The organism is Halosolutus halophilus (assembly GCF_022869805.1).
GTDB lineage: Archaea > Halobacteriota > Halobacteria > Halobacteriales > Natrialbaceae > Halosolutus > Halosolutus halophilus.
In genome coordinates this window covers 4,177,217-4,199,148 of sequence record NZ_CP094974.1, presented here as the reverse complement: position 1 = coordinate 4,199,148, position 21,932 = coordinate 4,177,217, and the positions used below count along the sequence as shown (strand labels likewise).

Sequence of the window (21,932 nt, the reverse complement as noted above, 5' to 3'; positions counted from 1 at the left end):
GGCTGGGTATTGACGGAATCGGGGCATAAGTCCGCCGACCGGGGCCTCGATCCCGTTCGATTTCGAGGCGGGTACTGGCGGTGCGAATCGCTGCGATCGAGACCCAGGCCGCTCTCACAATCGACAGTATAAGGAATTCCGGTGAGAACGCACAGGTAATGACGACGCTGGCAATCACTGGTGGAAAGGTACTGTTGCCCGATGCGACGGTGACGCGTGCGGACGTCCTGGTCGACGAAGCGGACGGCGTGATCCGGGCGATCGGCGAGGACCTCGGGGCCGACGCCGACGAAATCCTCGACGCCTCGGACTCGCTCGTGACGCCCGGGTTCGTCAACGGTCACTGTCACGTCGCGATGACGCTCCTGCGGGGCTACGCGGACGATAAACCGCTCGACGCCTGGCTCCGGGAGGACATCTGGCCCGTCGAGGCCGAGTTGACGGCCGACTCGGTCCGAGCCGGCACCGAACTCGGCGTCCTCGAGATGATCAAGTCGGGGACGACGGCCTTCGCGGACATGTACTTCTTCGTGCCGACGATCGCCGACGTCGTCGACGAGGCAGGGCTGCGCGCCCGCCTCGGTCACGGCGTGATCTCCGTCGCCAAGGACGAAGACGAGGCGCGCGAGGACGCCCGCGAGGGGCTCGCCGTCGCCGAGGAGATCGACGGGATGGCGGACGGCCGGATCTCGGCGGCGTTCATGCCCCACTCGCTGACGACGGTCGACGGGCAGTACCTCTCGGAGTTCGTCTCGGAGGCCCGCGAACTCGACGTCCCGCTCCACTACCACGCCAACGAGACCGAAGACGAGGTGACGCCGATCGTCGAGGAACACGGGGTTCGGCCGCTGGCCTACGCCGCCGAGAAGGGGATGCTCGAACCGGAGGATTTCATCGCCCACGGCGTCCACCTCGACGAGAGCGAGATCGGCCTGCTCGCCGAGGCGGGAACGAGCGTGATCCACTGTCCCGCCTCGAACATGAAACTGGCCAGCGGGATGGCACCGGTCGAGCGCATGCGCGAGGCCGGCGTGACCGTCGGCCTCGGAACGGACGGCGCGGCCTCGAACAACGACCTCTCGATGCTCGACGAGGCCCGCGACGCGGCCATGCTCGGGAAACTCGCCACCGGGGACGCCAGCGCAGTCCCCGCCGAGGCCGTCGTCGACATGCTCACCGGCGCGACGGCCGACGCGATCGGCATCGAGTCGGGCCGTCTCGAGGCGGGTGCGCCCGCCGACCTCGCGGTGATCGACCTCGAGAGGCCACACCTGACCCCGCCCCACGATCTCGTGAGCCACCTCGCCTACGCGGCCGCGGCCGCCGACGTCCGCCACACCGTCTGTGACGGGCAGGTGCTCATGCGCGATCGCGAGGTGCTGACGCTCGACGAAGCGGCGGTTCGCGATCGGGCCCGCGAGGAAGCCGAGGCACTGGTGACGCGAGCCGAGTCCTGATCCGCCGGATCCGTCAGCTGTGGTGAACGAAATCTGAACGCTCTGCGGGCTCGATAAACGTTATAAATCGTTCTCGAGTCGTTTTGTCGTATTGGAAACTCCCCGAACTGCCGTCAGGGTTTATTCGTGACTCCCTGAATGTCCCGATCGTGATGAACAGACATAGACTGCTCGTGACGGCGCTGGCCGCCGTCATGGTCCTGTCCGCGTTGGCCCCGCTGGGAACAGTGGCGGCGGATTCGGACGTCAAAGACGATCGAGATCTGACAGTGGACGTCGACGAGACCGTGGTGACGGTCGAACTGGATAACGATTCGGTCGAGACCCCAGTCGAGAACGCGACCGTCGAGGTCACGGTAACCGACGAGAACGCGTCGTACGATCCCGACGAGGAATACACGACCGACGAAAACGGCACGGTCGAACTCCCCGAACCCGAGGAACCCGTCAACGTGACGGTCAACGCGTCGTACGATAACCTCACGGACGAGGTGGACGCGACGCTCGAGCCCGTCGAAGATGAAGACGACGAGGAGGACGAAGACGAGGAGAACGAAGAGGACGAGGAAGATGAAGACGACGAGCGCGAGAACGAGGGAGAAACGGAGAACTTCGGCGCGCTCGTCTCCAACTTCGTCGAAGAGGAGAAGAGCGACTGGGAGGAGAGCGACGGCCCGTTCGGTCTCGCAGTCGCCGGCTTCATCTTCGAGTCCGAGCAGCACCCGGGTAACGCACCCGAGCACGCCGGCCCACCGGGCCACGCTGGTCCGCCGAGTGACGGCACCCAGAGTCCAGCACCCCACGCTGACTCGCCCGACGACGGGAACGAAACCGACGCGGGCAGCCCACCGGAACACGCCGGCAACGCGGACGATGGTGACGACGATGACGACGCCGAGAGCGAGGACGACGATGGCGGCCCACCGACCCAGGTCGGCGGTCAGGACTGACACCCACGCTCCACCGACCGTACAACTACTCGACCGATAGCGGACGACGGCACGTATCCACCACCCACCACATCAGAGGCACCCCATTCGAACGCGCCGCCGTCGCCGTTGTCGGACCATCACCGCGGCACTCGCGATCGACGACGGGTCGAACGCGAGTGTCCGCACAGTCGACGCAACTTTTTCGAGGCGAAGACTCGAGCGACGCCGAGCCACTGCCGTCGATCGCCGACGACCGGGATCGCTTCGGTAGTTCGGTAGGGTTTTGGCTCCGCTCCCACTCAGTCGACCCATGAGCGAGTATCCCCCGATCAGCGAGCAACTCGACGATCTCGAGGCCGCTCGAGAAGAGGGACGCCGAAAGATGGACTGGGCCGCCCAGCACATGCCGATTCTCGAGTCCGTCCGCGAGGAGTTCGTCGCGGACCGTCCCTTCGAGGGCGAACGGATCGCGATGGCGATGCACGTCGAAGCCAAGACCGCGATCCTCGTCGAGACGCTCGCGGAGGGCGGCGCGGACGTCGCCGTCACGGGCTGTAACCCGCTGTCGACCCACGACGACGTGAGCGCGGCACTCGACGCCCACGAAAACATCACCAGCTACGCGAAACGCGGCGTCGACGACGACGAGTACTACGCCGCGATCGAGGCGGTCATCGCCCACGAACCGACGATCACCGTCGACGACGGGATGGACCTCGTCGCCGCGATTCACGAGGATTACCCCGAATTGATCGAAGGCATCGTCGGCGGCGCGGAGGAGACGACGACCGGCGTCCACCGCCTGCGTGCGATGGACGACGACGGTGCGCTCGAGTACCCGGTCTTCGCCGTGAACGACACGCCAATGAAGCGCCTCTTCGACAACGTCCACGGCACCGGCGAGTCCTCGCTGGCCTCGATCGCGATGACCACGAACCTCTCGTGGGCCGGCAAGAACGTCGTCGTCGCGGGCTACGGCTACTGCGGCAAGGGCGTCGCGAAGAAGGCCGCCGGCCAGAACGCGAACGTGATCGTCACCGAGGTCGAGCCGCGGCGCGCGCTCGAGGCCCACATGGAGGGTTACGAGGTCATGCCGATGGACGAGGCCGCCGCGGTCGGGGACGTCTTCCTGACGACGACGGGCAACCGCGACGTGATCGTCGAGGAGCACTTCGAGAAGATGGACGACGGGGTCCTGCTCGCCAACGCCGGTCACTTCGACATCGAGATCGACCTCGACGCGCTCGACGACCTCGCGGTCGATCGGTACGAGGCCCGCGACGGCGTCGAGGCATACGAGATGGACGACGGCCGCCGGCTGAACGTGATCGCCGAAGGCCGCCTCGTGAACCTGGCCGCGCCGATTTCGCTCGGCCATCCCGTCGAAGTGATGGACCAGAGCTTCGGCATCCAGGCCGTCTGTGTTCGAGAACTGCTTGAGAACAGCGAGGAGTACGATGCTGGCGTCCACGACGTACCGGACGAACTGGACAAAGAGATCGCCGAGATCAAACTCGAGGCCGAAGGCGTCGACTTCGATTCGCTGACCGATACCCAGCGCGACTACATGGGAAGCTGGGATCACGGGACGTAGGTTCCGCCCTGCTGCGCCACACCCTCGTTTGCCGAATACGTCACGGACCTGCCACAACCTTCTCGCTGACGAAGATCGAGACCGCATCATCGACGCAGAACAGCCGGAGCGACGCCCGGAACGACCGCACTAGTACTGAACGTCAGCGTACACTCGATCGCACGACGGCCGTGTGATCGGTGTTATCGGAATCACCTGGTGCGCCTCAGCGTGCCGGTCTGTATCGCGAGTCAGGTGTCGGGCTTCCGTCCATCGGATTCGTTGACCACGAACACGAGGCTGCCGTCTTCGAGGCCGGTGACACCGGTCCGTGCGGTAAACGTCGTTCCGTTCGATCGCTGCCCGACGCAGCTACCGGTCCACCGCCAGCCGTCCTCGATCGTCGGCAGGACCTCCCGTTCGAGCCGGTCGACCTCGTCGTCCGCGTACACCGTCCGCCACTCGGCCCCGACCAGTGTCTGGGGGCTGTGCCCGAACTGCGTCGCGAACGACTGGTTGACGTACTCGAACGTCCCATCGGGGCCGACGATCGCGGTGCCGTCGTGGACGGTCTCGACGGCGGCGATACCCCGGTGGAGCAGCGTCACCAGCCGTCGATGTTCGACGAGTCGGCGGACGCGTCGTTCGAGCGCGGGCAGCGGGCCGCCGTCGTCGTCTCGACGGACGACCTCCGTCCACGGATCCGAGACGAGTGCCGGTCCGAACTCGTCCGGCCTCTCGCCGGTCACGAGCACGAACGGCAACTCGCGATCGCGTTCGCGAACGGTCTCGTAGAGGGCGGCCCCGTTCGTCGACCCGAACGCGGCGTAGCTGACGACGCAATCGACCGCCTCGATCGCCTCGAGACCGTCGCCGGGGTCCTGTACCGTTCGAACTTCCATCGCGTCGCTGCCGGCCAGCGCCGTGCGAACCGGTTGCTGGTCCGCCGGCTCCTCACCGACGTAACAGACGGTGATCGACGTCAGTGGGGGCGCTCGATCGGGGATCGTCGAGTTCCAGTCGGGACGTGCCATGTGTCGTTCCTGCGTACCGCGAGGGACGGTCGCCCGGGCTGACCCGGCCGGCGTCGGTGGGTCCTGCCCTCGTTCATCACGCGCGTCTTCGGGATCGGTGCGATCGGCCACGCCGATCCCGGATCGGTGTCGGTACGACCGCTGGAGCGGGGCGTACGGTGAATCGGCGCGGTTGCGGCTCGTTTACGGGCGGACCGGGATCGTCACATCGGACTGGATCCAGGCGTGTTCGTTCTCCGGATCGGCGATCATTCCGACCCGCATCGAGCCGACGTCGTACTCCTCGTAGGTCTCGCGAACGAACCCGTTTCGGGAGTCGGTGCTAATCGTCGTCGAGCGCCGGTCGCCGTCCGTCATAGTCAGTCGTATACGCTTCCGTCGACCGCGACGGTGCCGTCACCGCGGACCGTGACCGCGTGGCCCTGGTAGTCGAACTGGACGGTGACGGCTTCCGTTCCGGTGAACAGCTGGTCGAGCGCGCTCGGATCGATCGCGTCGTATAGCGGGGGCTTGAGGTCGAGTGCGTCCGTGTTCGTGGCGTCGGCGATGGCTTCGACGACGCGGACGCTGATCCGATTGCGCTGTTGGGTCATGGTGGAGCCGTTCATTACGACCCGATACGACCACGGGGGGTATTGGAGTGTCCATTATCTGTATAGCGACGGCCCGTGAGAAGGGGGCATATGTATAGAAGGTCGTGGCGATCGCCGGACGGCACCGTAATCGGCGGCCCGCTACCACATGTGTGCCGTGTATTACCATGGCATCCACGACTGTAATGAGCGTCCAGCCAGTAGACTCGGATGGCATGAGTGACACGATGGCACGGTGGCCGGTACGGACTGGCGCTCCCTCCCGGTCACTGTGGCTCGTGGCGATCGGCGTCGCGGTCGCCGTCGTCGCGAGTCAGTGGATCGGGTTCGAACCGCTCGGCGTCTCGGGTCTCCCGCTCGACGGACTGGAGTTGATCGGGATCGTCGGGCTCACGAGACAGGACGAGTCGGAGGGCCCGATCGCGGACCTTACGACGGCAGTCGAACGACTTGCGGCCGGCGAGGACGACGTGGACTTCTCGACCGATCGGTCCGGCGAGATCGGACGGCTCTCCGAGGCGATCGCGGACCTCGCGAGCACTCTCCGCGAGCGCGAGCAACAACTCGATCTGCAGCGGACGTACGCGGACGATCTCCTCGATGGCGTCGCCGACGTGTTCTGCGTCGTCGATCGCGACGGGAGCCTCCGGCACTGGAACGGCACGCTTTCCCGGGTAACCGGCTCCGCGGACGACGCCCTCGAATCGATGCCTATCGCCGAGTTCGTCCCCGACGACGAGCGCGATAGGCTCGACGACGCCGTCGAAACCGGGATCGAGACCGGGTCCGCCCGCGTCGAGGTTCCGATCGAAACTTCGGACGGCACGTCCGTCCCCTACGAGTTCGTCGTCCACGGGCTGGCGGATCCCGACGAGACCCCGGTCGCGGCGATCACCGGCCGGGACGTCACCGATCGGGCGGAACGCGAGCGGGAGATCACCGAAACCGAGGCCGCCCGACGGGAACTTTCGCGAATCATGTCCGACACGTCGCTGAGTCGGACGGCGAAGATCGACCGGTTGCTCGAACTCGGCTGTGATCGGTTCGGCGTGGACAACGGATTCACTACCCGAATCGACGACGCCACCGGCCGGTGCCGGGTCGAAACCGCCGTCGGCCCGGGGTTCGTCGAGGAAGGTTTCGAAATGGAGCTGTCGAAGACGTTCTGCCGACGGACGATCGACACCGACGACACGCTCGGGATCTCCCACGCGACCGAGGAGGGGTACGCCGACGACCCGGCCCACCGGGAGTGGGGAATCAGCTGTTATCTCGGCGGCCAGATCCGGGTCGACGGCGAACGCTACGGCACGCTCGGTTTCCTCGACCGAGAGCCCCGCGAAGAACCGTTCTCCCGGGCGGAGAAGACGTTCGCCGATCTCCTGACGCGGTGGGTGTCCCACGTCTACGAGCACCGCGAGCACGACCGCGAACTCCGGCGGACGGACAGGGCGATGGAGGCGGCCCCGATCGGAATCACGATGACGGATCCGACGCAGCCGGACAATCCGATCGTCTACGCCAACGACGCGTTCGAGCGGATCACCGGTTACTCGTCCGACGAGTATCTCGGTCGGAACTGCCGGTTCCTCCAGGGTGAGGGGACCGATCCGAAAGCGGTCGACCGACTGCACGCGGCCGTCGACGCGGAGGAACCGGCGTCGGCGAAACTCCGCAACTACCGGAAGGACGGCACGCCGTTCTGGAATCACGTCAACATCGCACCGGTGAAAAACGACGCGGACGAGGTGACACACTTCGTTGGGTTCCAGCAGGACGTCACCGAACGCACGGAGGCCGAGCGACAGCTTCGGGAGCGCGAACGACGACTCGAGCAGTACCGGACGTACACCGACGACGTGCTCGATGCGATCGACGACGTCTTCTACGTGCTCGACGGGAACGGCCATGTCCAGCGCTGGAACGAGACACTACTCGAGGCGACGGGCTACAGCGCGGACGAGGTCGAGTCGATGCACGCCACCGACTTCTTTGCCGAAGCGGACCAGGAGCGGGTCGTCGACGCCATCGAGACGGTCCGCGAAACCGGAAGCGATCGGATAGAACTGCCGTACCTGACCGCCGACGGCGAGTCGATCCCCTACGAGTTCACCGCGTCACTGCTCGAGGATCCGGAGGGAAATCCGGTCGTGGTCGGGATCGGCCGGGACGTCTCGGATCGCAAGGAGAAAGAGCGGAAACTCCACGAACGCGAGCAGCAACTCGAGCAGTACCGGGAGTACACGGACGACGTGCTGAACGCGCTCGACGACATTTTCTTCGTCATCGACGGCGCGGGGTACTTGCAACGCTGGAACGACCAGTTCGGCGAGGCGATGGGCTACTCGGACGCGGAGCTATCGTCCATGCACGCCGTCGAGTTCTTCGCCGATGAGGACCGGGAGGCGATCGCGTCCGCGATCGCGGAGGCACACCAGTCCGGAAGTACGCGCATCGAATGTGATGCGTTCACCAGCGATGGGGAACCGGTCCCCTACGAGTTCGTCGCGTCCGGGCTCGAGGATCCGGAGGGGGATCCCGTGATCGCGGGCATCGCCCGGGACATCAGTGATCGCAAGGCGCGCGAGCGCGAACTCCGCGAGCACGAACGCCAACTCTCGACGCTGATGAGCAACATTCCCGGCATGGTCTATCGCTGCCGAAACGATCCCGACTGGCCGTTCGAGTTCGTCAGCGAGGGCTGTTCCGAACTCACCGGATACGATCCCGAGTCGCTGGTCGACGGCGACGTGAACTGGGCCGCGGACGTCCTTCTCGACGGGCAGGACGACCTCTGGGAGACGGTCCAGCAGGCCCTCGCGAATCGAGAGCCGTTCCGGGTGACGTACCCGATCGAGACGGCGGACGGCGAGCGCCGCTGGATGAGCGAACAGGGTCGCGCCATGTACGCCGACGACGGCTCGTTCGAGTGTCTCGAGGGCGTTATCATCGATATCACCGATCGGATCGAGAGCGAACGCGAACTCGAGCGCACCCGACAACTGCTCACCCAGGCACAGCAACTGGCGAACGTGGGTGCGTGGGAACTCGACCTGACGGGCAACGCCGCCGAACTGGAGTGGTCCGACGAGGTCGCCCGTATTCACGGCGTCTCGACGGACGCCGACGTCGACTCGGGGGACGCGCTCGAGTTCTACGTTCCCGCGGACCGCGATCGGCTGGAACGTGCACTCGACCGCGCCGTCGAATCGGGCGAGAGTTACGAACTCGAACTACGCCTCGTCCGAACCGACGGCGAGCAACGGTGGGTACGAACGATCGGCGATCCGGTCACGGAAGACGGCGAGATCGTCGCCGTCCGCGGTTCGATCCAGGACATCACCGATCACAAGGAACGCGAACGCGAACTCGAGCGCTACGAGACGATCGTGCAGGCGCTCGGTGACCCGGTCTACACGCTCGACGAGGAGGGCTACTTCCGGTTCGTCAACGACGCTATCGAATCGCTGACGGGGTACGAGCCGGCCGATCTCGTCGGCGAGCACGTCTCGACGGTCATGACCCAGCCCGATCTCGGTAACGCCCGGGAACTGGTTCGCGACCTGCTCCGTACCGACACCCCGTACGGGACGTTCGAGATGGCGCTCCCGACGAACGACGGCGACTCGATCGAGACGGAGAACCACGTGGCGCTGTTGCCAACTGACGACGGCTCCTTCGCCGGAACTGCCGGCGTCGTCCGCGATATCACCGATCGCAAGGAGCGCGAGCGCGAAGTCGAGCGGACGACGGAACTGCTCGAACAGGCCCAGCAGATTGCGGGTGTCGGTGGGTGGGAACTCGACGTGACGACCGAACCGTACGACCTGACCGTCACGACCGAACTCAATCGGCTGTTCGGCGACCCGCCGGGAACGGAGACCGATCTGCGAGAGGCCCTCGGACGGTACCATCCCGACGATCGTCAGCGGGTCGTCTCGGCCATCGAGCGCACGATCGAAGACGGCGAGGGATACGACCTCGAGGTCCGAATGTACCGGGCCGACGGGACCGTGCGATGGATGCGAACGATGGCCCAACCGGTGTTCGAGGACGCCGAGGGCCGCCGGTCCACCGGTGACGGGATCGCGTCAGACGACGGCGAGATCGTCGCCGTCCGCGGTTCGATCCAGGACATTACCGATCGCAAGGAGCGCGAGCACGAACTCGAGCGAACGACGGACCTGCTCGAGCGCGTCCAACGGCTGGCGGAAGTCGGTGGCTGGGAAATGGACGTGCAGGCCGACCGGCGGACGGAGACCTGGACCGAGGAACTCTACCGTCTGCACGACGTGCCCCGTCACGTCACCCCCGACGTCGAACTGGCGATCGAGGGGTACCACCCGGACGACCGAGCGTTCGTTCGCGACCAGATCGAGACCGCGATCGCGACCGAGAGGGAGTACGATTTCGAAGCCCGCCTGCAAACCGACGCGGGCGAAAGCAGGTGGGTCCGGGCGATCGGTGAACCCATCTACGACGGCGATGGCAACCTCCTCAAGTACCGTGGCTCGGTGCAGGACATCTCCGACCGGAAGCGACGGGAACTCGCGCTCGAGTCGCTCCACGAGACGGCACGCGGACTGTTGCAGGCCGAGTCGGAGTCGGCAGTCGCAGACCTGGTCGTCGAGACGGCGGCGGAGGTGCTCGACGTCCACGGCGTCGGCGTCTACCTTCTCGACGCGGACGCGAACGCCTTCGAACCGGCAGCCTACACCGACGGGTTCGCCGAAGTCTGTGGCGGGACGCCACCGGTTCCCCTCGGTGACGACGATTCCGCGCTCTGGAACACCTTCGTGACCGACACCCAGACTGTCTTCGACGACGTTTCCGTCGTCGATCGCTCGCCGCTGTTCGGGAGCGACGTCCCGGGCGGCCTGCTGGTCCCGATCGGGGACTACGGCGTCTTCGTCTTCGTCGCGCCCCCGTCGACGATCGACGACGAGACGCGACGGCTGGTCGAGACGCTCGTCGCGACGACCGAGGCCGCGTTCGATCGTCTCGAGAGCGAGGCGAGTCTGCGCGAGCGCGACGTGGAACTCGAGGCCCAGAACCGCCGTCTCAAGCGCCAGATCGGAATCAACGAGATCATCCGCTCGATCGACCAGTCGCTCGTCCGTACGACCGAGCGGGCGGAGGTCGAGCGGACCGTCTGTGAACGGCTGGTCGATACCGAAGACATCGCGTTCGCGTGGATCGGGAGCGTCGACGCCAGCGAGACGGCGATCGAACCGCGCGCGTGGGACGGCGACGGGGAGGCGTACCTGGACGCGGTCTCGCTGTCGACCGACGCGGACCAACCCGAGCCAGCCGTTCGGGCGGCGCTCGCCGAGGAATCGACGGTCGTCTCGAACGTCGTCGCGGAGTTACAGTCCGAGCCGTGGCGCAAGACCGCACTCGCCAGCGACTTCGCTTCCTGTCTCTGCGTCCCGATCTCGTTCGACGAGTACTCCTATGGCGTGCTCGCGGTGTACGGCACTGAGCCGGACACGTTCGGCGACCTCGAACGGACGGTGTTCGAGGAACTCGGCGAGAACATCGCCAACTCGATCACCGCCGTCCAGACGCGCCACGCGTTACACGCCGACACCCTCCTCGAACTCACGCTCCGGTTCGACGACTCGGACGCCTTCCTCGCCCGGATCGCCCGGGAGACCGACGCGATCGTCGAGTACGAGGGCGTCGCGACCCACTCCGCCGACGAGACCCGCCTGTTCTTCACGACCGACGGGTCCGAGCCGGACGCCGTCGAGACGGTCCTCGACGATCTCGTCACCGTGATCGACTGGCGGCTGGTCTCCGATGCGGACGATCGTTGTCTCTTCGAGGCGACGGTCACCGGGACGGAACTCGTCTCGCGACTGCTCCGTCACGGCGCGAGTCCGCGATCGATCACGGCGACCGGGTCGGAATTCGAGGTCGTCGTCGACGTCTCTCCGTCGACCGACGTCCGCGAATTCGTCCAGATGCTCGCCCAGGGGTACCCGAGCGTCGAACTCGCCGGCCGTCACGACGTCGAGCGCGCGATGCACACCAGAGGAGAACTAGTGTCGTCGCTGTTCGAACCGCTGACCGATCGCCAACTCGAGGTGCTCAGGACGGCCTACTTCGCCGGCTTCTTCGAGTGGCCGCGCACGTCGACGGGCGAGGAGGTCGCGACGATGCTCGACGTCTCCCAGCCGACGGTCAACCGCCACCTCCGGGTCGGCCAGAAACGCCTGCTCGCCGGACTGTTCGGGAGCGAAGGACACTCGATCGTCGGCGATCAGGAAGCGGCGTAGGTCGATCCAGAGAGGAACGCACAAGGAGCCGGTGTCCATACCCCGTAACATGGAGACTCCTCCACAACAACGGACGGACGGACCGCTCCGTTCGACGCTCGTCGCGATCGGACTGGCGTCGCTTGGTATCCTCGCCTCCCAGTTTACGACGCTTCCTGCGTTCCTGCTCGATCCCGCCCTTCTCGAGTCGCCGGCGAACGCCTCGATCGAAGCCCGGACCGTCTTCATGATCCTGAACTTCCTCGGGTTCGTCCTCGCCGGTGGGCTCTATCTGGCGGCGACCGATCGGGGCTGGTCGTACGTGGACCTCCGGCTGCCGACGAAGCGAGGGTGGCTGTACGTCGCCGGTGGCATCGGCGGCAGTCTCCTCTACTACTTCGCCGTCGGACTGCTCGTCCAGGTACTCTCGCTGCCGGCCGCGGAGAGTCAGGTACTCGAGTTCATCGACGACGATCAGACGATGATCCTGATCATGATCCTCATCGTGGTCTTCTTCAACGCACCGGCGGAGGAATTCCTCTTCCGGAACATCGTCCAAAAGCGCCTGTACGCGGCCTTTACGCGACTTCAGGCGGTCGGGGTCGCGAGCGCGATCTTCGCGCTGGTTCACTTCCCCGTCTACGTCGTCCTGGCCGAGTCGGTGCTCGCGACCCTGGTCTCGCTCTCGATCGTCTTCGGCGGCTCCGTCATCTTCGGCTACGTCTACGCCAGAACCGACAACCTCATCGTGCCGATCGCCGCGCACGCGGCCTTCAACGCGTTCCAGTTCGGCGTGCTGTATCTGGCCCTCGAGTTCGACGTCGAGGGTGCCGAAACGGCTCCCTCGCTGCTCGGTGCAGTCGCCGGGATCGTCCCGCTGTAGTCGGGTCCGTTCCTTTATTATTCACCGGCGGTGAGGATCGGGTATGTCTCAGGCGAAGGGCGACCGCCGCGAGCGGGAACTCGTCAACGAACTCGACGGGGCCGGCTTCGCGGTGATGCGCGCGCCCGCGAGCGGTTCTGCGACCGACCGTGAACTTCCCGACGTGCTCGCCGGCGACGGCGAGCACTTCTACGCGATCGAAGCGAAATCGAGCGCCGGCGATCCGATCTACCTCACCGGCGAGGAGGTCGAGGCCCTGACCTACTTCGCCCGGAACTTCGGCGCGAAACCCCGGATCGGCGTCCGGTTCGATCGGGAGGACTGGTACTTCTTCCACCCCGCCGACCTCCACGTCACCGACGGGGGCAACTACCGGGTCAAGAAGGAGACCGCGATCGCGGAGGGGACGGACTTCCCCGAGTTCGTCGGCGAGAGCGAGAAGGTCACGCTCGCGGAGGTCGACGAGGACGATCCCGGGCCCGACGAGGAGATCGTCCGCGTCCTGAACGCGGTCGAGCAGGGCGTGATGGACGTCGAGGAGGCTGCAGGAATTCTCGAGTAATCCGGGTTCCGAATTCGGTACCGATCGGCACGACGTGCGGTCGGCGGTTCTCCGTGGGTGGCGGTCAGTCGAACCCTGTCACCATCCGGCCTCCGCTCGAGACGCCCGACGAAGCCATCGCCGAAATCGGTCGTTGCGCCGCGAGAGGGGCCGAACGTTCTTTACGATCCGGCCCTACCTGCGTGTGATGAGTTCCCACACCGGCCCGCCCGGTCCGCGCGGCGTCCCGATCGCCGGGTCCCTTCCCCGGTACGCCGACGACCCGTTCCGATTCGTGACGGAGTTGCGCGACGCCTACGGCGACGTCGCGGCTTTCGATCTCGGCCCGAACCGGACCTACCTGCTCACCACGCCAGCCGCCGTGGAACGCGTCCTGGTGACCGACGAGTCGGCGTTCTCGAAACCGACGTTCCAGACCGACGCACTCGGGGCTCTGCTCGGCGAGGGACTGTTGCTGAGCGAGGGGGAGACGTGGCGCGAGCGACGCGACATCGCGGGCCCGGCGTTCGCACCCGATCGGGTCTCCTCGCTGGCCCCGCTGATGGCCGAGCGAGCGACCGCGATGGTCGATCGCTGGGCCGACGGCGAGCAGCGCGATATCGAGTGGGAGATGACGCGGACGGCCCTCGAGATCATCGTCGATGCGATGTTCGGAATCGACCTCGATCCAGGCCGGACCCGCCAGATCCGCCGCCTCCTGGAACCGATCGGCCGCCGGTTCGAACCCGACCCGCGGCGGCTCCTGGTGCCGGACTGGGTGCCGACGACCGGGCAGCGCGAGTTCGATCGCTCGATCGCCGAACTCGAGCGGATCGTCGAGGGATTCGTCGATCGACGTCGTCGCCGGGGGATCGACGACGACCGCGACCTGCTCGCGCTCCTCCTGCGGGCCCGCGAGGCCGAGGGGATCGACGACGAGGGGATCCGCGACGAACTTCTGACGATGCTGCTCGCGGGCCACGACACGACGGCGCTGGTACTCACCTACGCGTGGGCGCTGCTGGCCGACCATCCCGCGGTCGAGCGGCGCGTCCACGAGGAGGTCGACGCGCTGTTCGAGGACCGCGACGATCCGACCGATCTGACCGCCGCCGACGTCCGAGGGCTCACGACGCTCCGGAACGTCCTCCGCGAGACGATGCGGCTCTACCCGCCGGTGTACGCGCTCTTCCGGCAGGTCGATCGGCCGATCGAGGTTTCGGGCTACCGGCTCCCCGAGGAGTCGCTGGTCCTGCTGTCCCAGTGGGCGACCCACCGCGATCCGCGCTACTTCGACCGCCCCGATCGGTTCGATCCCGATCGGTGGACCGATCCGAGCCACCCTACCTACGCCTACTTCCCGTTCGGTGCCGGTCCGCGAAGCTGTATCGGCACGGGGTTCACGATGCTCGAGGCGCCGATCATCGCGGCGGTCGTCGCCCGCGACTTTCGCCTCCAGCGGGTCGAGTCGGGTCCGATCGAACTCCGCGGCTCCCTGACGGCCCACCCGGCGGACGGGATGGCGATGGAACTCGTCCGACGGTCTCGATCGTGACCGGTCTCGCATCCTCGATCACGCTCGGACCCAACTGGTTGGGCCCAGTCGATATGTTGCGAACGATCCTTACGCCGATCGAGGCATGACTGACTCGACGGGTCACTCACGGCGGGTGGCCGCGTGTGACCACTGCGGGTCGATTTTCGCGGCCCGCGTGTGGGCCGACGGGCGGATCCAACCGATCGGACGACCGCGAAACTGCACCTGCGGTGAGGACGACTTTCGACTGATCGATTGAGCGCCGAAGATCGATCGAGAACGAGTGCGCTGGCCGTCGCCGTTCGAGCGTCCGCCTTGGCCGCTGGACCGATCCGCTGCCGGCGTCACCGTTCGACTCCGGGCCTAGTCGTCGGCCGTCACCGTCTCCGAGACCGCGTCCGGATCGACCGGCGCGTGGCGGACGATCGGCTCGAAGGCCTCGAGCGCGAACCGATCGCCGCTCGTGATCCCCCGCCCTTCCGGGGTTTCGAGTTCGTTCGCGACGAACCGCCGGGCGACGAGTGCCATCCGGCCGTTGCCGTCCTCGAGTTCCGACTGGGCCTCCTCGAGCAGCAGGGCACCGGTGAAGACGTCGAAGACGTAGTGTGCGAGACGCTTGGCCGAGAGCTGAGCGTACTCGCCGTCCTCGCCGGCCAGCGTCGCGAGCGCGTTCGCGAGGTCGTGATACTCGGACTCGACCGTCTCGGCGGCCTCGGCGAGCGCCGGGTGCGAGACCGTCTCGAGTCGATCCTCGATCGCTTCGCGCAGCGGTTCGTGTGCCCCCTCGCGCTCCAGGGCCCGGAGGACGTCCAGCGAGAGGATGTTCTCGGTGCCCTCCCAGATCGGCAGCACCTGTGCGTCCCGGAGCATCCGGTTGGTGACGAAGTCGTTCACGTAGCCGTTGCCGCCGTGGACCTCCATCCCGTAGGAGGCCGTGTCGACGGCCATTCGAGCGGTCCGCAGCTTCGCGATCGGGATCAGCAGGCGCATCAGCCTGTACGTGTCTTCGTCCTCCTCTCCCGCCCGCTCCGCGCGCTCGCGCTCGGAAAACAGCCGCGCGGCCTCGAAGACGTACGCCATCGCGGCCTCGTGGGTGACGGTCATGTCGACCAGGTCCTCGCGCATCAGCGGGTACTGGTCGATCGTATCGCCGAAGGCCTCGCGGTTGGCGGCGTAAATCTTGCTCTCCAGCAGCACGCGGCCCATGATGCCACAGGAAGCGGCTGCGTTCGACAGTCGCTCCAGGTTGAGCATCTCGGTCATCTGCTTGAAGCCGTTCTCCTCCTCGCCGACGAGGACGGCCTTCGCGCCGTCGAACTCGACCTCGCCGGTGGGAACGGCGATCGTCCCGAGTTTGTCCTTCAGCCGGCGGTAAAGCTGGTCGTTGACCTCGTCGGGCGAGAGCGGACCGTCCTCGACCCGATCGCCCTTGGTGACGGGACTTCCGGGGAGATCCCCGTGGGGGACGAGGAACATCGAGAGCCCGTCGGTCCCCTCCGGCGCGTCCCCGGTTCGGGCGAGCGCGAGCGTTCCCTCGGCGTCGATATTCGAGCAGAACCACTTCTCGCCGGTGAGCCGCCAGCATCCCTCGTCGTCGTCGTACTCCGCGCGGGTCTCGTTCGCACCGACGTCGCTGCCGCCCTGCTCCTCGGTGAGGAACATCGCGCCTTCGATCACGTCGTCGTACTCGCGGGCTGTCAGCCCCTCGTAATACTCCGCCAGCGAGCCGTCGTCGAACTTCTCGAGGACGAGCGCCGCGCCCGCGGTCATGGCGACCGGACAGTCGAAGCCGGGATCCGCGTAGCACAGCAGGTACTGCATCGCGAGGTTGTGCGAGAGGGGCATCGGCTCGTCGCGACCCGGCGGCGCTTCGAACGAATCGGCGACGATCCCCATCTCGTAGGTCAGCCGCTCGTTCTCGATCTGTTCGGCCGGATACCGCACGCGATTCTGGATCTCACCGTGCCTGTCGTACGGTTCGAGTTCCGGCCCGTGATCGTCGATGTAGTCGGCGTTGTCGGCGATCGTGTGGCCGACGATCTCGCCGAACTCGCTCAGTCGGGGTTCGGCCCACTCGAACTCCGCTGCGTAGTAGATTCGTCGCAGTTCGCGCTCGAGAGTCCGATCGAGTTCCCAGTAGTTGACCTCACGGCCCTCCTCGAACTGGCCGTAGTCGATCCCGGATGGCATACCGTGACAATTCCCGACGAGCGATAATAAAACGGGAGACACTCAACGGGTCGTCCGTTCTCGAGCGTTTAGCGGTTCGCGGACGGGCCTACGTCGCTTTTTCGAGTCGCGTCCGCGGGAAGACGTAGACTTTCAGCGACTCGGGGACGACGCCGTTCTTGGCCACGGTCGCGTGCGGGTAGATCGCACCGACGACGGGCACGTCCGAGTCGTAGCTCTCGTTCGTCCCGTACTCGGCGACGGTGGTCCCCTCCGGCCGAATCCGGACCGCGTCGGCCCGCAGCACGGAGACGTCGACGACGGTCAGCCGATCGCCCGTCTCGCGATCGACGACGGTATCGCCCGGCCGGATCGCGTGCTCGTCACAGTAGGCCGGGCCGGAGTGGTCCTCGTCGACGAACACCGCCGTCTCGCAGTCGTGACACGGGGCGGCGATCTGGCCCGGCGGCGGCGTCCGGCCCTCGTTGATCTCGATCGCGACGCGGCGGACGTGTTTGCACCGGGCGTTACGGAAGACGTGATCCGGGCAGGTACACCGGCCCGCCGGAAGATCGACGAGATAGGTGTGGTCGCTGGCCGAGTCGATCTCGTAGAGGCCGTCGCCGAGCGCCAGCACGGACATCGGTTCGGTGCGGGCGCGGCGCGATCGCTCTTCGAGGTGGTCGTCGGACGGAACTGGCAGTGGTGCTTTCGGTGACGCTGTTGTTTTCATAGGTGCGTCGTGAGGCTGGCCGGCACGGGGCCGATAGCTGCGTTGACGGCGGTGCTGCCGGCACTTGTGCGGTCGTGTGGCTATTCGAACCCAGTAGGGGTTCGACCGGCATAACGGCCGCGCCTGCACACTCCAGCCGCCTGTTTATATACTCGATCGGGCAGCGGATGCGTCGCGGCGGCGTTCGATCCGGTCGACGCGTCCGGATCCGGGGGCGTCAGTGGCCGTCGCGAACGGTTCCGGACCGATCGCTGCGAGCGCCCCTTCGAAGCGCTTTTGACCGGTCCGGCGAAATCGGACGTATAATGGTCGAGCGCGAGCAGCTCATCGAAATCGTCGTGGCAGTCTCTGCCGTCTTCCTGATGATCGGAGCCATGATCGGTATCGGGACGATCTACGGCGTGGATAACGGATCCCTCTCGAGCGACGGCGGCGAGATGCTCGTCGGCGCGATCGTCGGCTTCATTTTCCTGCTGACCGCCGTCGGGATCGGGTTGGCGTACGTCCTGAACGATCCCGACGACGACCTCGATTCGGACGAGGACGCCGACAGCCAGAGCGCGGTCTAGATTTCCGTTCCCGGGTTCCGACTCTCTCCCTCCACTGACTCCGATAGCGACCGGTGGATCCCGCTCGCTCCGCGATCGTCGCGATCGGGGCTCGACGGGTCCGATCGGGTCAGTCGCCGGCGGAGGCGCTATCGCCGTCGGTCTCGCGCCAGTCCTCGATCTCGTCGTCGTCGGCGTCGTCGATCCGCTCCTCGTAGTAGGCCATCGGGTGCGGAATCGTCTCGCAGAGGTCGTCCTTGTTCACGCAGTCGCCGTAGGACTGCATCGTCGCACAGGAGGGCGGCGAGTACTCCGTCGGCGAGGTGTCCCCACGGATGTGGTCGGTCTGGTAGCGCGTCATCTCCTCGCCGAACGAGGAGTTCACGCGGTAGAGGTCGACGATCTCGTCCGTGCTCATCCCGATACTCGTCAGGAAGGCGGTGATCGCGAACCGCGAGTGGTGGGGCAGGTGCTCGCCCTTCTGGATCCGGTCCAGTAACGCCTTCATACACGGCGGGAACAGGTCGGGAACGACGGTATCGATCTCGCGGGTCAACTCGAGGTCGGCGAGCACCTCGCGGATCTCGGCGGCCTCGTCTTCCAGTGCCGTCGCGATCGCGTCGGGAACGTCGAACGGGAGTCCACGGTCGATCCGATCGCGGATCGCTTCCCGGAGGAGGGTGAGCAGTTCCGATTCCGTGACCGGAACGTCGCCGTTGGCCAGCGCCCGGTTGACCAGTCGCCACTCGTCGTCCCAGAGGTCCGCCGCGAGCGGGACGTAGGTCCCGACGTCGATGCGGTAGCCGTCGGCCGTCTCCCTGACGGCGTCCTGGAGGTCGAACTCGGCCAGCAAGGAATCGACGTCCAGGCCCGTCGCGTCGACGCTTTTCAGTTCCGTCGTATCGGTCAGGTCGTCGGTGAAGCGATCGTATGCCGTCGCCGCCTCGGCGCGGGCGTACTTCCGGACGAGGACGCGTTCGTCGACCATCGAGACGAGCACCCGGGCGACCGGATAGGAGAGCAGTTCGACGCGCGCGTCCCGGCGCGGATCACCGGTCTCCCCGTCCTCGAGCGAGGCGACGACGCGCTCGCGGGCGCGGTCGACGACCGCCCGATCCTGCTCGACGACGGTGGCCAGATCGACAGCCTCCGTCGCCACGGCGTCGCGGGCGGCCTCGAGAAACGGATACCGGGCGTGCAGTCGCTGCATCGGTAACGAGATATTACTGCGGCAGGGTAAACGTGCTGGTTGCCCGGTCCCTCGATCGCCGCGACTGTCTTGTTATCCTGATCGACGGCCGCGAGTCGATCGAAGCCGGTGCCGTCGGTAACTCGGTGTTACCACCCCGGGACGGCGATCGATCGACGGCGCTCGTCCTGCGCTGGGTGCGTAATAGCCGATTGGCTCGCGCCGCGAGGGTCGATTTCAAGGGCACCCGACACGTCACTCCGGGTATGCCACGGGCGATTCGAGACGGCGTGTCGATATACTACGAACGCGACGACGGCGACGGCACGCCCGTCGTGTTCGTGCAGGGACTCGGCTACGGACGGTGGATGTGGCGCTGGCAGCGGGAGGCCGTCGCCGACGAGTACGGCGTGATCGCCCCGGACAACCGCGGGACGGGGCGATCGGACGCGGGCCTGCCGCCGATCGTCCCGCGACTCCCAGGCAAACTCCGGACCCCGCTCATCCTCAAACTCGCGGGCTACTCGATCGGCGGCCTGGCCGCCGACCTCGAGGCGGTGCTCGACGACGCGGGGATCTACGACGCCCACGTCGTCGGCGCGAGCATGGGTGGAATGATCGCCCAGCGCTACGCGCTCGAGTACTCGCGGGCGAAGACGCTGACGCTGCTGTGTACGAGCCACGGCGGGCCGGACGCGGTTCCGGTCCCTGAGGAGACCCAGGAACAGATCTTCGACGTGCCGTCCGGTGCGAGCGAGCGCGAGACGCTCCGCCACCGGATGCGCCCGGCCTTCAACGAGCGGTTCACGAACCGGAACCCGCACCTGATGGACCGGATCATCGAGTGGCGACTCGAACAGGACGCGAGCGACCCCGCGCGCGAGGCCCAGACCGCCGCCGTCCTGAACTTCGACGTGAGCGATCGGCTGGACGGCATCCGCGTGCCGACGCTCGTCCTGCACGGGACGAACGATCGGGTGGTCCCGGTCGAGAACGGCGAACTCCTGGCCGAGAAGATCGCGGACGCGCGACTGGAACTCGTCGAGGGGGGGTCACACTGTTTCTTCATCGAAGACGCCGATCGGGTCAACGAGGCGCTGCTGTCGTTCCTCGCCGATCACGAGTGAGCAGTCAGCAGGCGACGTGGAGTCGCGCGCCGAGTCGCCGCGTGGGGTCACGCGCCGTTTGACCACGCGTTCGCGGTCGACGTCCGACTACGCGCTCGCGGTCGACGGCGTCTCGAGGATTCGAACCTCGCCGTCGCTGCGGACGCAGACGTCGACCCCTTCGTACGGGAACCACAGCCGGTGGACGGAATCGCTGCCGACTCGATCGGCGTGGTCACACAGGGCGTCGAGTGCGTCCGGTTCCACGACGTCGTACAGGGGTGAGAGATCGGCCGGTTCGTCGCCGGTTACCGCCGCGACTGCCGTCAAAACGGTTTCGCTCGCCCGATCGCCGGCACCGGGATCGAACGTCGTGACGAAGGCGGCGTCGCGTCGGCGGGGATCGTCGGCGGCGTCTCTGGAGGGCATAGTTCAGTTACAGCCGCGATACTGGTAGCAGCAATCCTTCCCATATACCGGCTTTATGTTCGATCGACGCTCGGTCGGCAATCGGGTGTCCCGAAGTCGCGAGCGCAGTCTCCCGGCGACTAGTCGCTCTGGATGCGGGGCGCCAGCATGTACGTGACCTGGCCCTGTCCGTCCCCGAAGCCGAAGTAGATCTTGACGGGGAACTCCTCGCCGAGGTGGAGCGTGACCTCGGTATCCGAGGGAATCGCCTTGTTCATGTCCTTGAGATAGTCCAGCGAGAACAGCGAGTGAGCGGGACCGACCTGCAGGTCGATCAGGTCCTCTCCGGTGAGTTCGAGGTGGACGTCGTCGGTGTCGCCCTCCGCGTCGACGTAGAAGTACTCCTCGCCCTCGTCGACGCCGAGCGCGATGTGATCGGAGACCATGTCCGCCGCCTTCACCGATCGGTTGACGTCCTTGCCTTCGAGGATGACCTCGGCGGGCAGGTCGAGATCCGGAATGTCCGGCTCCTGTCGGATGGAGTCCGGATCGATCAGCGCGAGCGTGTACTCGAGCCCGTCGATCTGGATGTGGAGTTTCCGGGTCTCCTCGTCGAGTTCGAGCTGGATCAGTTGGCCGGATTCGGCCATGCCCGCGATGTCTTCGAGCCGGGAGAGGTCGACGCCGATCAGCCCGCCGTCAGCTTCGTAGGATTCGAACGCAGCCGAATCGAGCGAGAGATCGACCATCCCGACGTTCGCGGGATCGACGGCCCGGATTTCGAGGCCGTCCTCCTCGAGGTGGATCTTGCACTCGTCGACCAGCACACTCACCGAGTCGAGCGCGCTGGTGAGCGTTTCCGCGCTCACGATGGCCTTGAACATATGCGTCGGGGTACGGACGGTTGCCATAAAAAGCCACCCTTTACGCGCGGGCGGAAGCCGGTTCCGCCGGACTCGGACGGCGAGT

At 66.4% G+C, this 21,932-nt stretch carries 17 protein-coding genes; 9 read left to right on the top strand and 8 right to left on the bottom strand.

The genetic code is table 11. The features are described 5' to 3' along the window. Positions 1-158 precede the first annotated feature (158 nt). From MUG98_RS20715 to MUG98_RS20705, 3 genes are all read left to right on the top strand, one after another. Positions 159-1,457 carry an amidohydrolase gene (locus MUG98_RS20715; protein WP_265109315.1) on the top strand — a complete coding sequence of 433 codons (1,299 nt, stop codon included), beginning with the start codon at positions 159-161 and terminating at the stop codon, positions 1,455-1,457. Positions 1,458-1,609: 152 nt separating this feature from the next. Beyond that, positions 1,610-2,407 carry a hypothetical protein gene (locus tag MUG98_RS20710; protein WP_265109314.1) on the top strand — a complete coding sequence of 266 codons (798 nt, stop codon included), beginning with the start codon at positions 1,610-1,612 and terminating at the stop codon, positions 2,405-2,407. Positions 2,408-2,699: 292 nt separating this feature from the next. Then, entirely contained in the window at positions 2,700-3,983 is a 1,284-nt protein-coding gene (locus MUG98_RS20705) for an adenosylhomocysteinase (RefSeq protein WP_265109313.1), read from the top strand. 230 nt (positions 3,984-4,213) lie between these two features. On the opposite strand, the gene MUG98_RS20700 is transcribed toward MUG98_RS20705, so the two are convergent. The 3 genes from MUG98_RS20700 to MUG98_RS20690 all read right to left on the bottom strand — a co-directional run bounded on the left by MUG98_RS20700 (position 4,214) and on the right by MUG98_RS20690 (position 5,604). Further along, positions 4,214-4,996, bottom strand: coding sequence for a PAS domain S-box protein (locus tag MUG98_RS20700; protein ID WP_265109312.1), 783 nt, complete (start codon positions 4,994-4,996; stop codon positions 4,214-4,216). 183 nt (positions 4,997-5,179) lie between these two features. Then, positions 5,180-5,353: a hypothetical protein gene (locus MUG98_RS20695; protein WP_265109311.1), complete on the bottom strand. Its 174-nt coding sequence runs from the start codon at positions 5,351-5,353 to the stop codon at positions 5,180-5,182. A gap of 2 nt (positions 5,354-5,355) precedes the next feature. Further along, entirely contained in the window at positions 5,356-5,604 is a 249-nt protein-coding gene (locus MUG98_RS20690; protein WP_265109310.1) for a HalOD1 output domain-containing protein, read from the bottom strand. A 200-nt stretch (positions 5,605-5,804) separates the two neighbouring features. On the opposite strand from MUG98_RS20690, the gene MUG98_RS20685 reads away from it, so the two are divergent. From MUG98_RS20685 to MUG98_RS20670, 4 genes are all read left to right on the top strand, one after another. Next, positions 5,805-11,870, top strand: a complete 6,066-nt coding sequence (locus tag MUG98_RS20685) for a PAS domain S-box protein (protein WP_265109309.1) — start codon at positions 5,805-5,807, stop codon at positions 11,868-11,870. A gap of 49 nt (positions 11,871-11,919) precedes the next feature. Then, entirely contained in the window at positions 11,920-12,732 is an 813-nt protein-coding gene (locus MUG98_RS20680) for a CPBP family intramembrane glutamic endopeptidase (protein WP_265109308.1), read from the top strand. Positions 12,733-12,775: 43 nt separating this feature from the next. Next, a complete protein-coding gene (hjc, locus tag MUG98_RS20675; RefSeq protein ID WP_265109307.1) occupies positions 12,776-13,294 on the top strand; it encodes a Holliday junction resolvase Hjc in 519 nt (172 codons plus the stop codon). 187 nt (positions 13,295-13,481) lie between these two features. Continuing rightward, positions 13,482-14,828, top strand: a complete 1,347-nt coding sequence (locus MUG98_RS20670) for a cytochrome P450 (protein ID WP_265109306.1) — start codon at positions 13,482-13,484, stop codon at positions 14,826-14,828. A 345-nt stretch (positions 14,829-15,173) separates the two neighbouring features. On the opposite strand, the gene MUG98_RS20665 is transcribed toward MUG98_RS20670, so the two are convergent. Further along, complete coding sequence (locus MUG98_RS20665) at positions 15,174-17,000, bottom strand: acyl-CoA dehydrogenase family protein (protein ID WP_265109305.1); 1,827 nt, start codon at positions 16,998-17,000, stop codon at positions 15,174-15,176. 88 nt (positions 17,001-17,088) lie between these two features. Beyond that, positions 17,089-17,712, bottom strand: a complete 624-nt coding sequence (locus MUG98_RS20660; protein WP_265109304.1) for an SWIM zinc finger family protein — start codon at positions 17,710-17,712, stop codon at positions 17,089-17,091. 305 nt (positions 17,713-18,017) lie between these two features. Here MUG98_RS20660 and MUG98_RS20655 point away from each other — a divergent pair, with 305 nt between their 5' ends. Beyond that, positions 18,018-18,281, top strand: coding sequence for a DUF7472 family protein (locus tag MUG98_RS20655; RefSeq protein ID WP_265109303.1), 264 nt, complete (start codon positions 18,018-18,020; stop codon positions 18,279-18,281). A 109-nt stretch (positions 18,282-18,390) separates the two neighbouring features. Here MUG98_RS20655 and priL read toward each other — a convergent pair whose 3' ends face one another. Then, the gene (priL, locus tag MUG98_RS20650; RefSeq protein WP_265109302.1) at positions 18,391-19,470 is read right to left on the bottom strand and encodes a DNA primase regulatory subunit PriL; all 1,080 of its coding nucleotides are present in this window, start codon (positions 19,468-19,470) and stop codon (positions 18,391-18,393) included. 245 nt (positions 19,471-19,715) lie between these two features. Here priL and MUG98_RS20645 point away from each other — a divergent pair, with 245 nt between their 5' ends. Then, on the top strand, positions 19,716-20,576 hold the full coding sequence (locus tag MUG98_RS20645; RefSeq protein WP_265109301.1) for an alpha/beta fold hydrolase: 861 nt from the start codon (positions 19,716-19,718) through the stop codon (positions 20,574-20,576). An 87-nt stretch (positions 20,577-20,663) separates the two neighbouring features. On the opposite strand, the gene MUG98_RS20640 is transcribed toward MUG98_RS20645, so the two are convergent. Together MUG98_RS20640 and MUG98_RS20635 are read right to left on the bottom strand one after the other, a co-directional pair. Further along, entirely contained in the window at positions 20,664-20,984 is a 321-nt protein-coding gene (locus MUG98_RS20640) for a HalOD1 output domain-containing protein (protein WP_265109300.1), read from the bottom strand. 119 nt (positions 20,985-21,103) lie between these two features. Next, entirely contained in the window at positions 21,104-21,847 is a 744-nt protein-coding gene (locus MUG98_RS20635) for a DNA polymerase sliding clamp (RefSeq protein ID WP_265109299.1), read from the bottom strand. Between the last annotated feature and the right edge of the window lie 85 nt (positions 21,848-21,932).

Bases quoted from the DNA above. Each gene is read 5' to 3' on its own strand.
- MUG98_RS20715 (WP_265109315.1), top strand. From the start codon at position 159: ATGACGACGCTGGCAATCACTGGTGGAAAGGTACTGTTGCCCGATGCG.
- MUG98_RS20710 (WP_265109314.1), top strand. From the start codon at position 1,610: ATGAACAGACATAGACTGCTCGTGACGGCGCTGGCCGCCGTCATGGTC.
- MUG98_RS20705 (WP_265109313.1), top strand. From the start codon at position 2,700: ATGAGCGAGTATCCCCCGATCAGCGAGCAACTCGACGATCTCGAGGCC.
- MUG98_RS20700 (WP_265109312.1), bottom strand. From the start codon at position 4,996: ATGGCACGTCCCGACTGGAACTCGACGATCCCCGATCGAGCGCCCCCA.
- MUG98_RS20695 (WP_265109311.1), bottom strand. From the start codon at position 5,353: ATGACGGACGGCGACCGGCGCTCGACGACGATTAGCACCGACTCCCGA.
- MUG98_RS20690 (WP_265109310.1), bottom strand. From the start codon at position 5,604: ATGAACGGCTCCACCATGACCCAACAGCGCAATCGGATCAGCGTCCGC.
- MUG98_RS20685 (WP_265109309.1), top strand. From the start codon at position 5,805: ATGAGTGACACGATGGCACGGTGGCCGGTACGGACTGGCGCTCCCTCC.
- MUG98_RS20680 (WP_265109308.1), top strand. From the start codon at position 11,920: ATGGAGACTCCTCCACAACAACGGACGGACGGACCGCTCCGTTCGACG.
- hjc (WP_265109307.1), top strand. From the start codon at position 12,776: ATGTCTCAGGCGAAGGGCGACCGCCGCGAGCGGGAACTCGTCAACGAA.
- MUG98_RS20670 (WP_265109306.1), top strand. From the start codon at position 13,482: ATGAGTTCCCACACCGGCCCGCCCGGTCCGCGCGGCGTCCCGATCGCC.
- MUG98_RS20665 (WP_265109305.1), bottom strand. From the start codon at position 17,000: ATGCCATCCGGGATCGACTACGGCCAGTTCGAGGAGGGCCGTGAGGTC.
- MUG98_RS20660 (WP_265109304.1), bottom strand. From the start codon at position 17,712: ATGAAAACAACAGCGTCACCGAAAGCACCACTGCCAGTTCCGTCCGAC.
- MUG98_RS20655 (WP_265109303.1), top strand. From the start codon at position 18,018: ATGGTCGAGCGCGAGCAGCTCATCGAAATCGTCGTGGCAGTCTCTGCC.
- priL (WP_265109302.1), bottom strand. From the start codon at position 19,470: ATGCAGCGACTGCACGCCCGGTATCCGTTTCTCGAGGCCGCCCGCGAC.
- MUG98_RS20645 (WP_265109301.1), top strand. From the start codon at position 19,716: ATGCCACGGGCGATTCGAGACGGCGTGTCGATATACTACGAACGCGAC.
- MUG98_RS20640 (WP_265109300.1), bottom strand. From the start codon at position 20,984: ATGCCCTCCAGAGACGCCGCCGACGATCCCCGCCGACGCGACGCCGCC.
- MUG98_RS20635 (WP_265109299.1), bottom strand. From the start codon at position 21,847: ATGTTCAAGGCCATCGTGAGCGCGGAAACGCTCACCAGCGCGCTCGAC.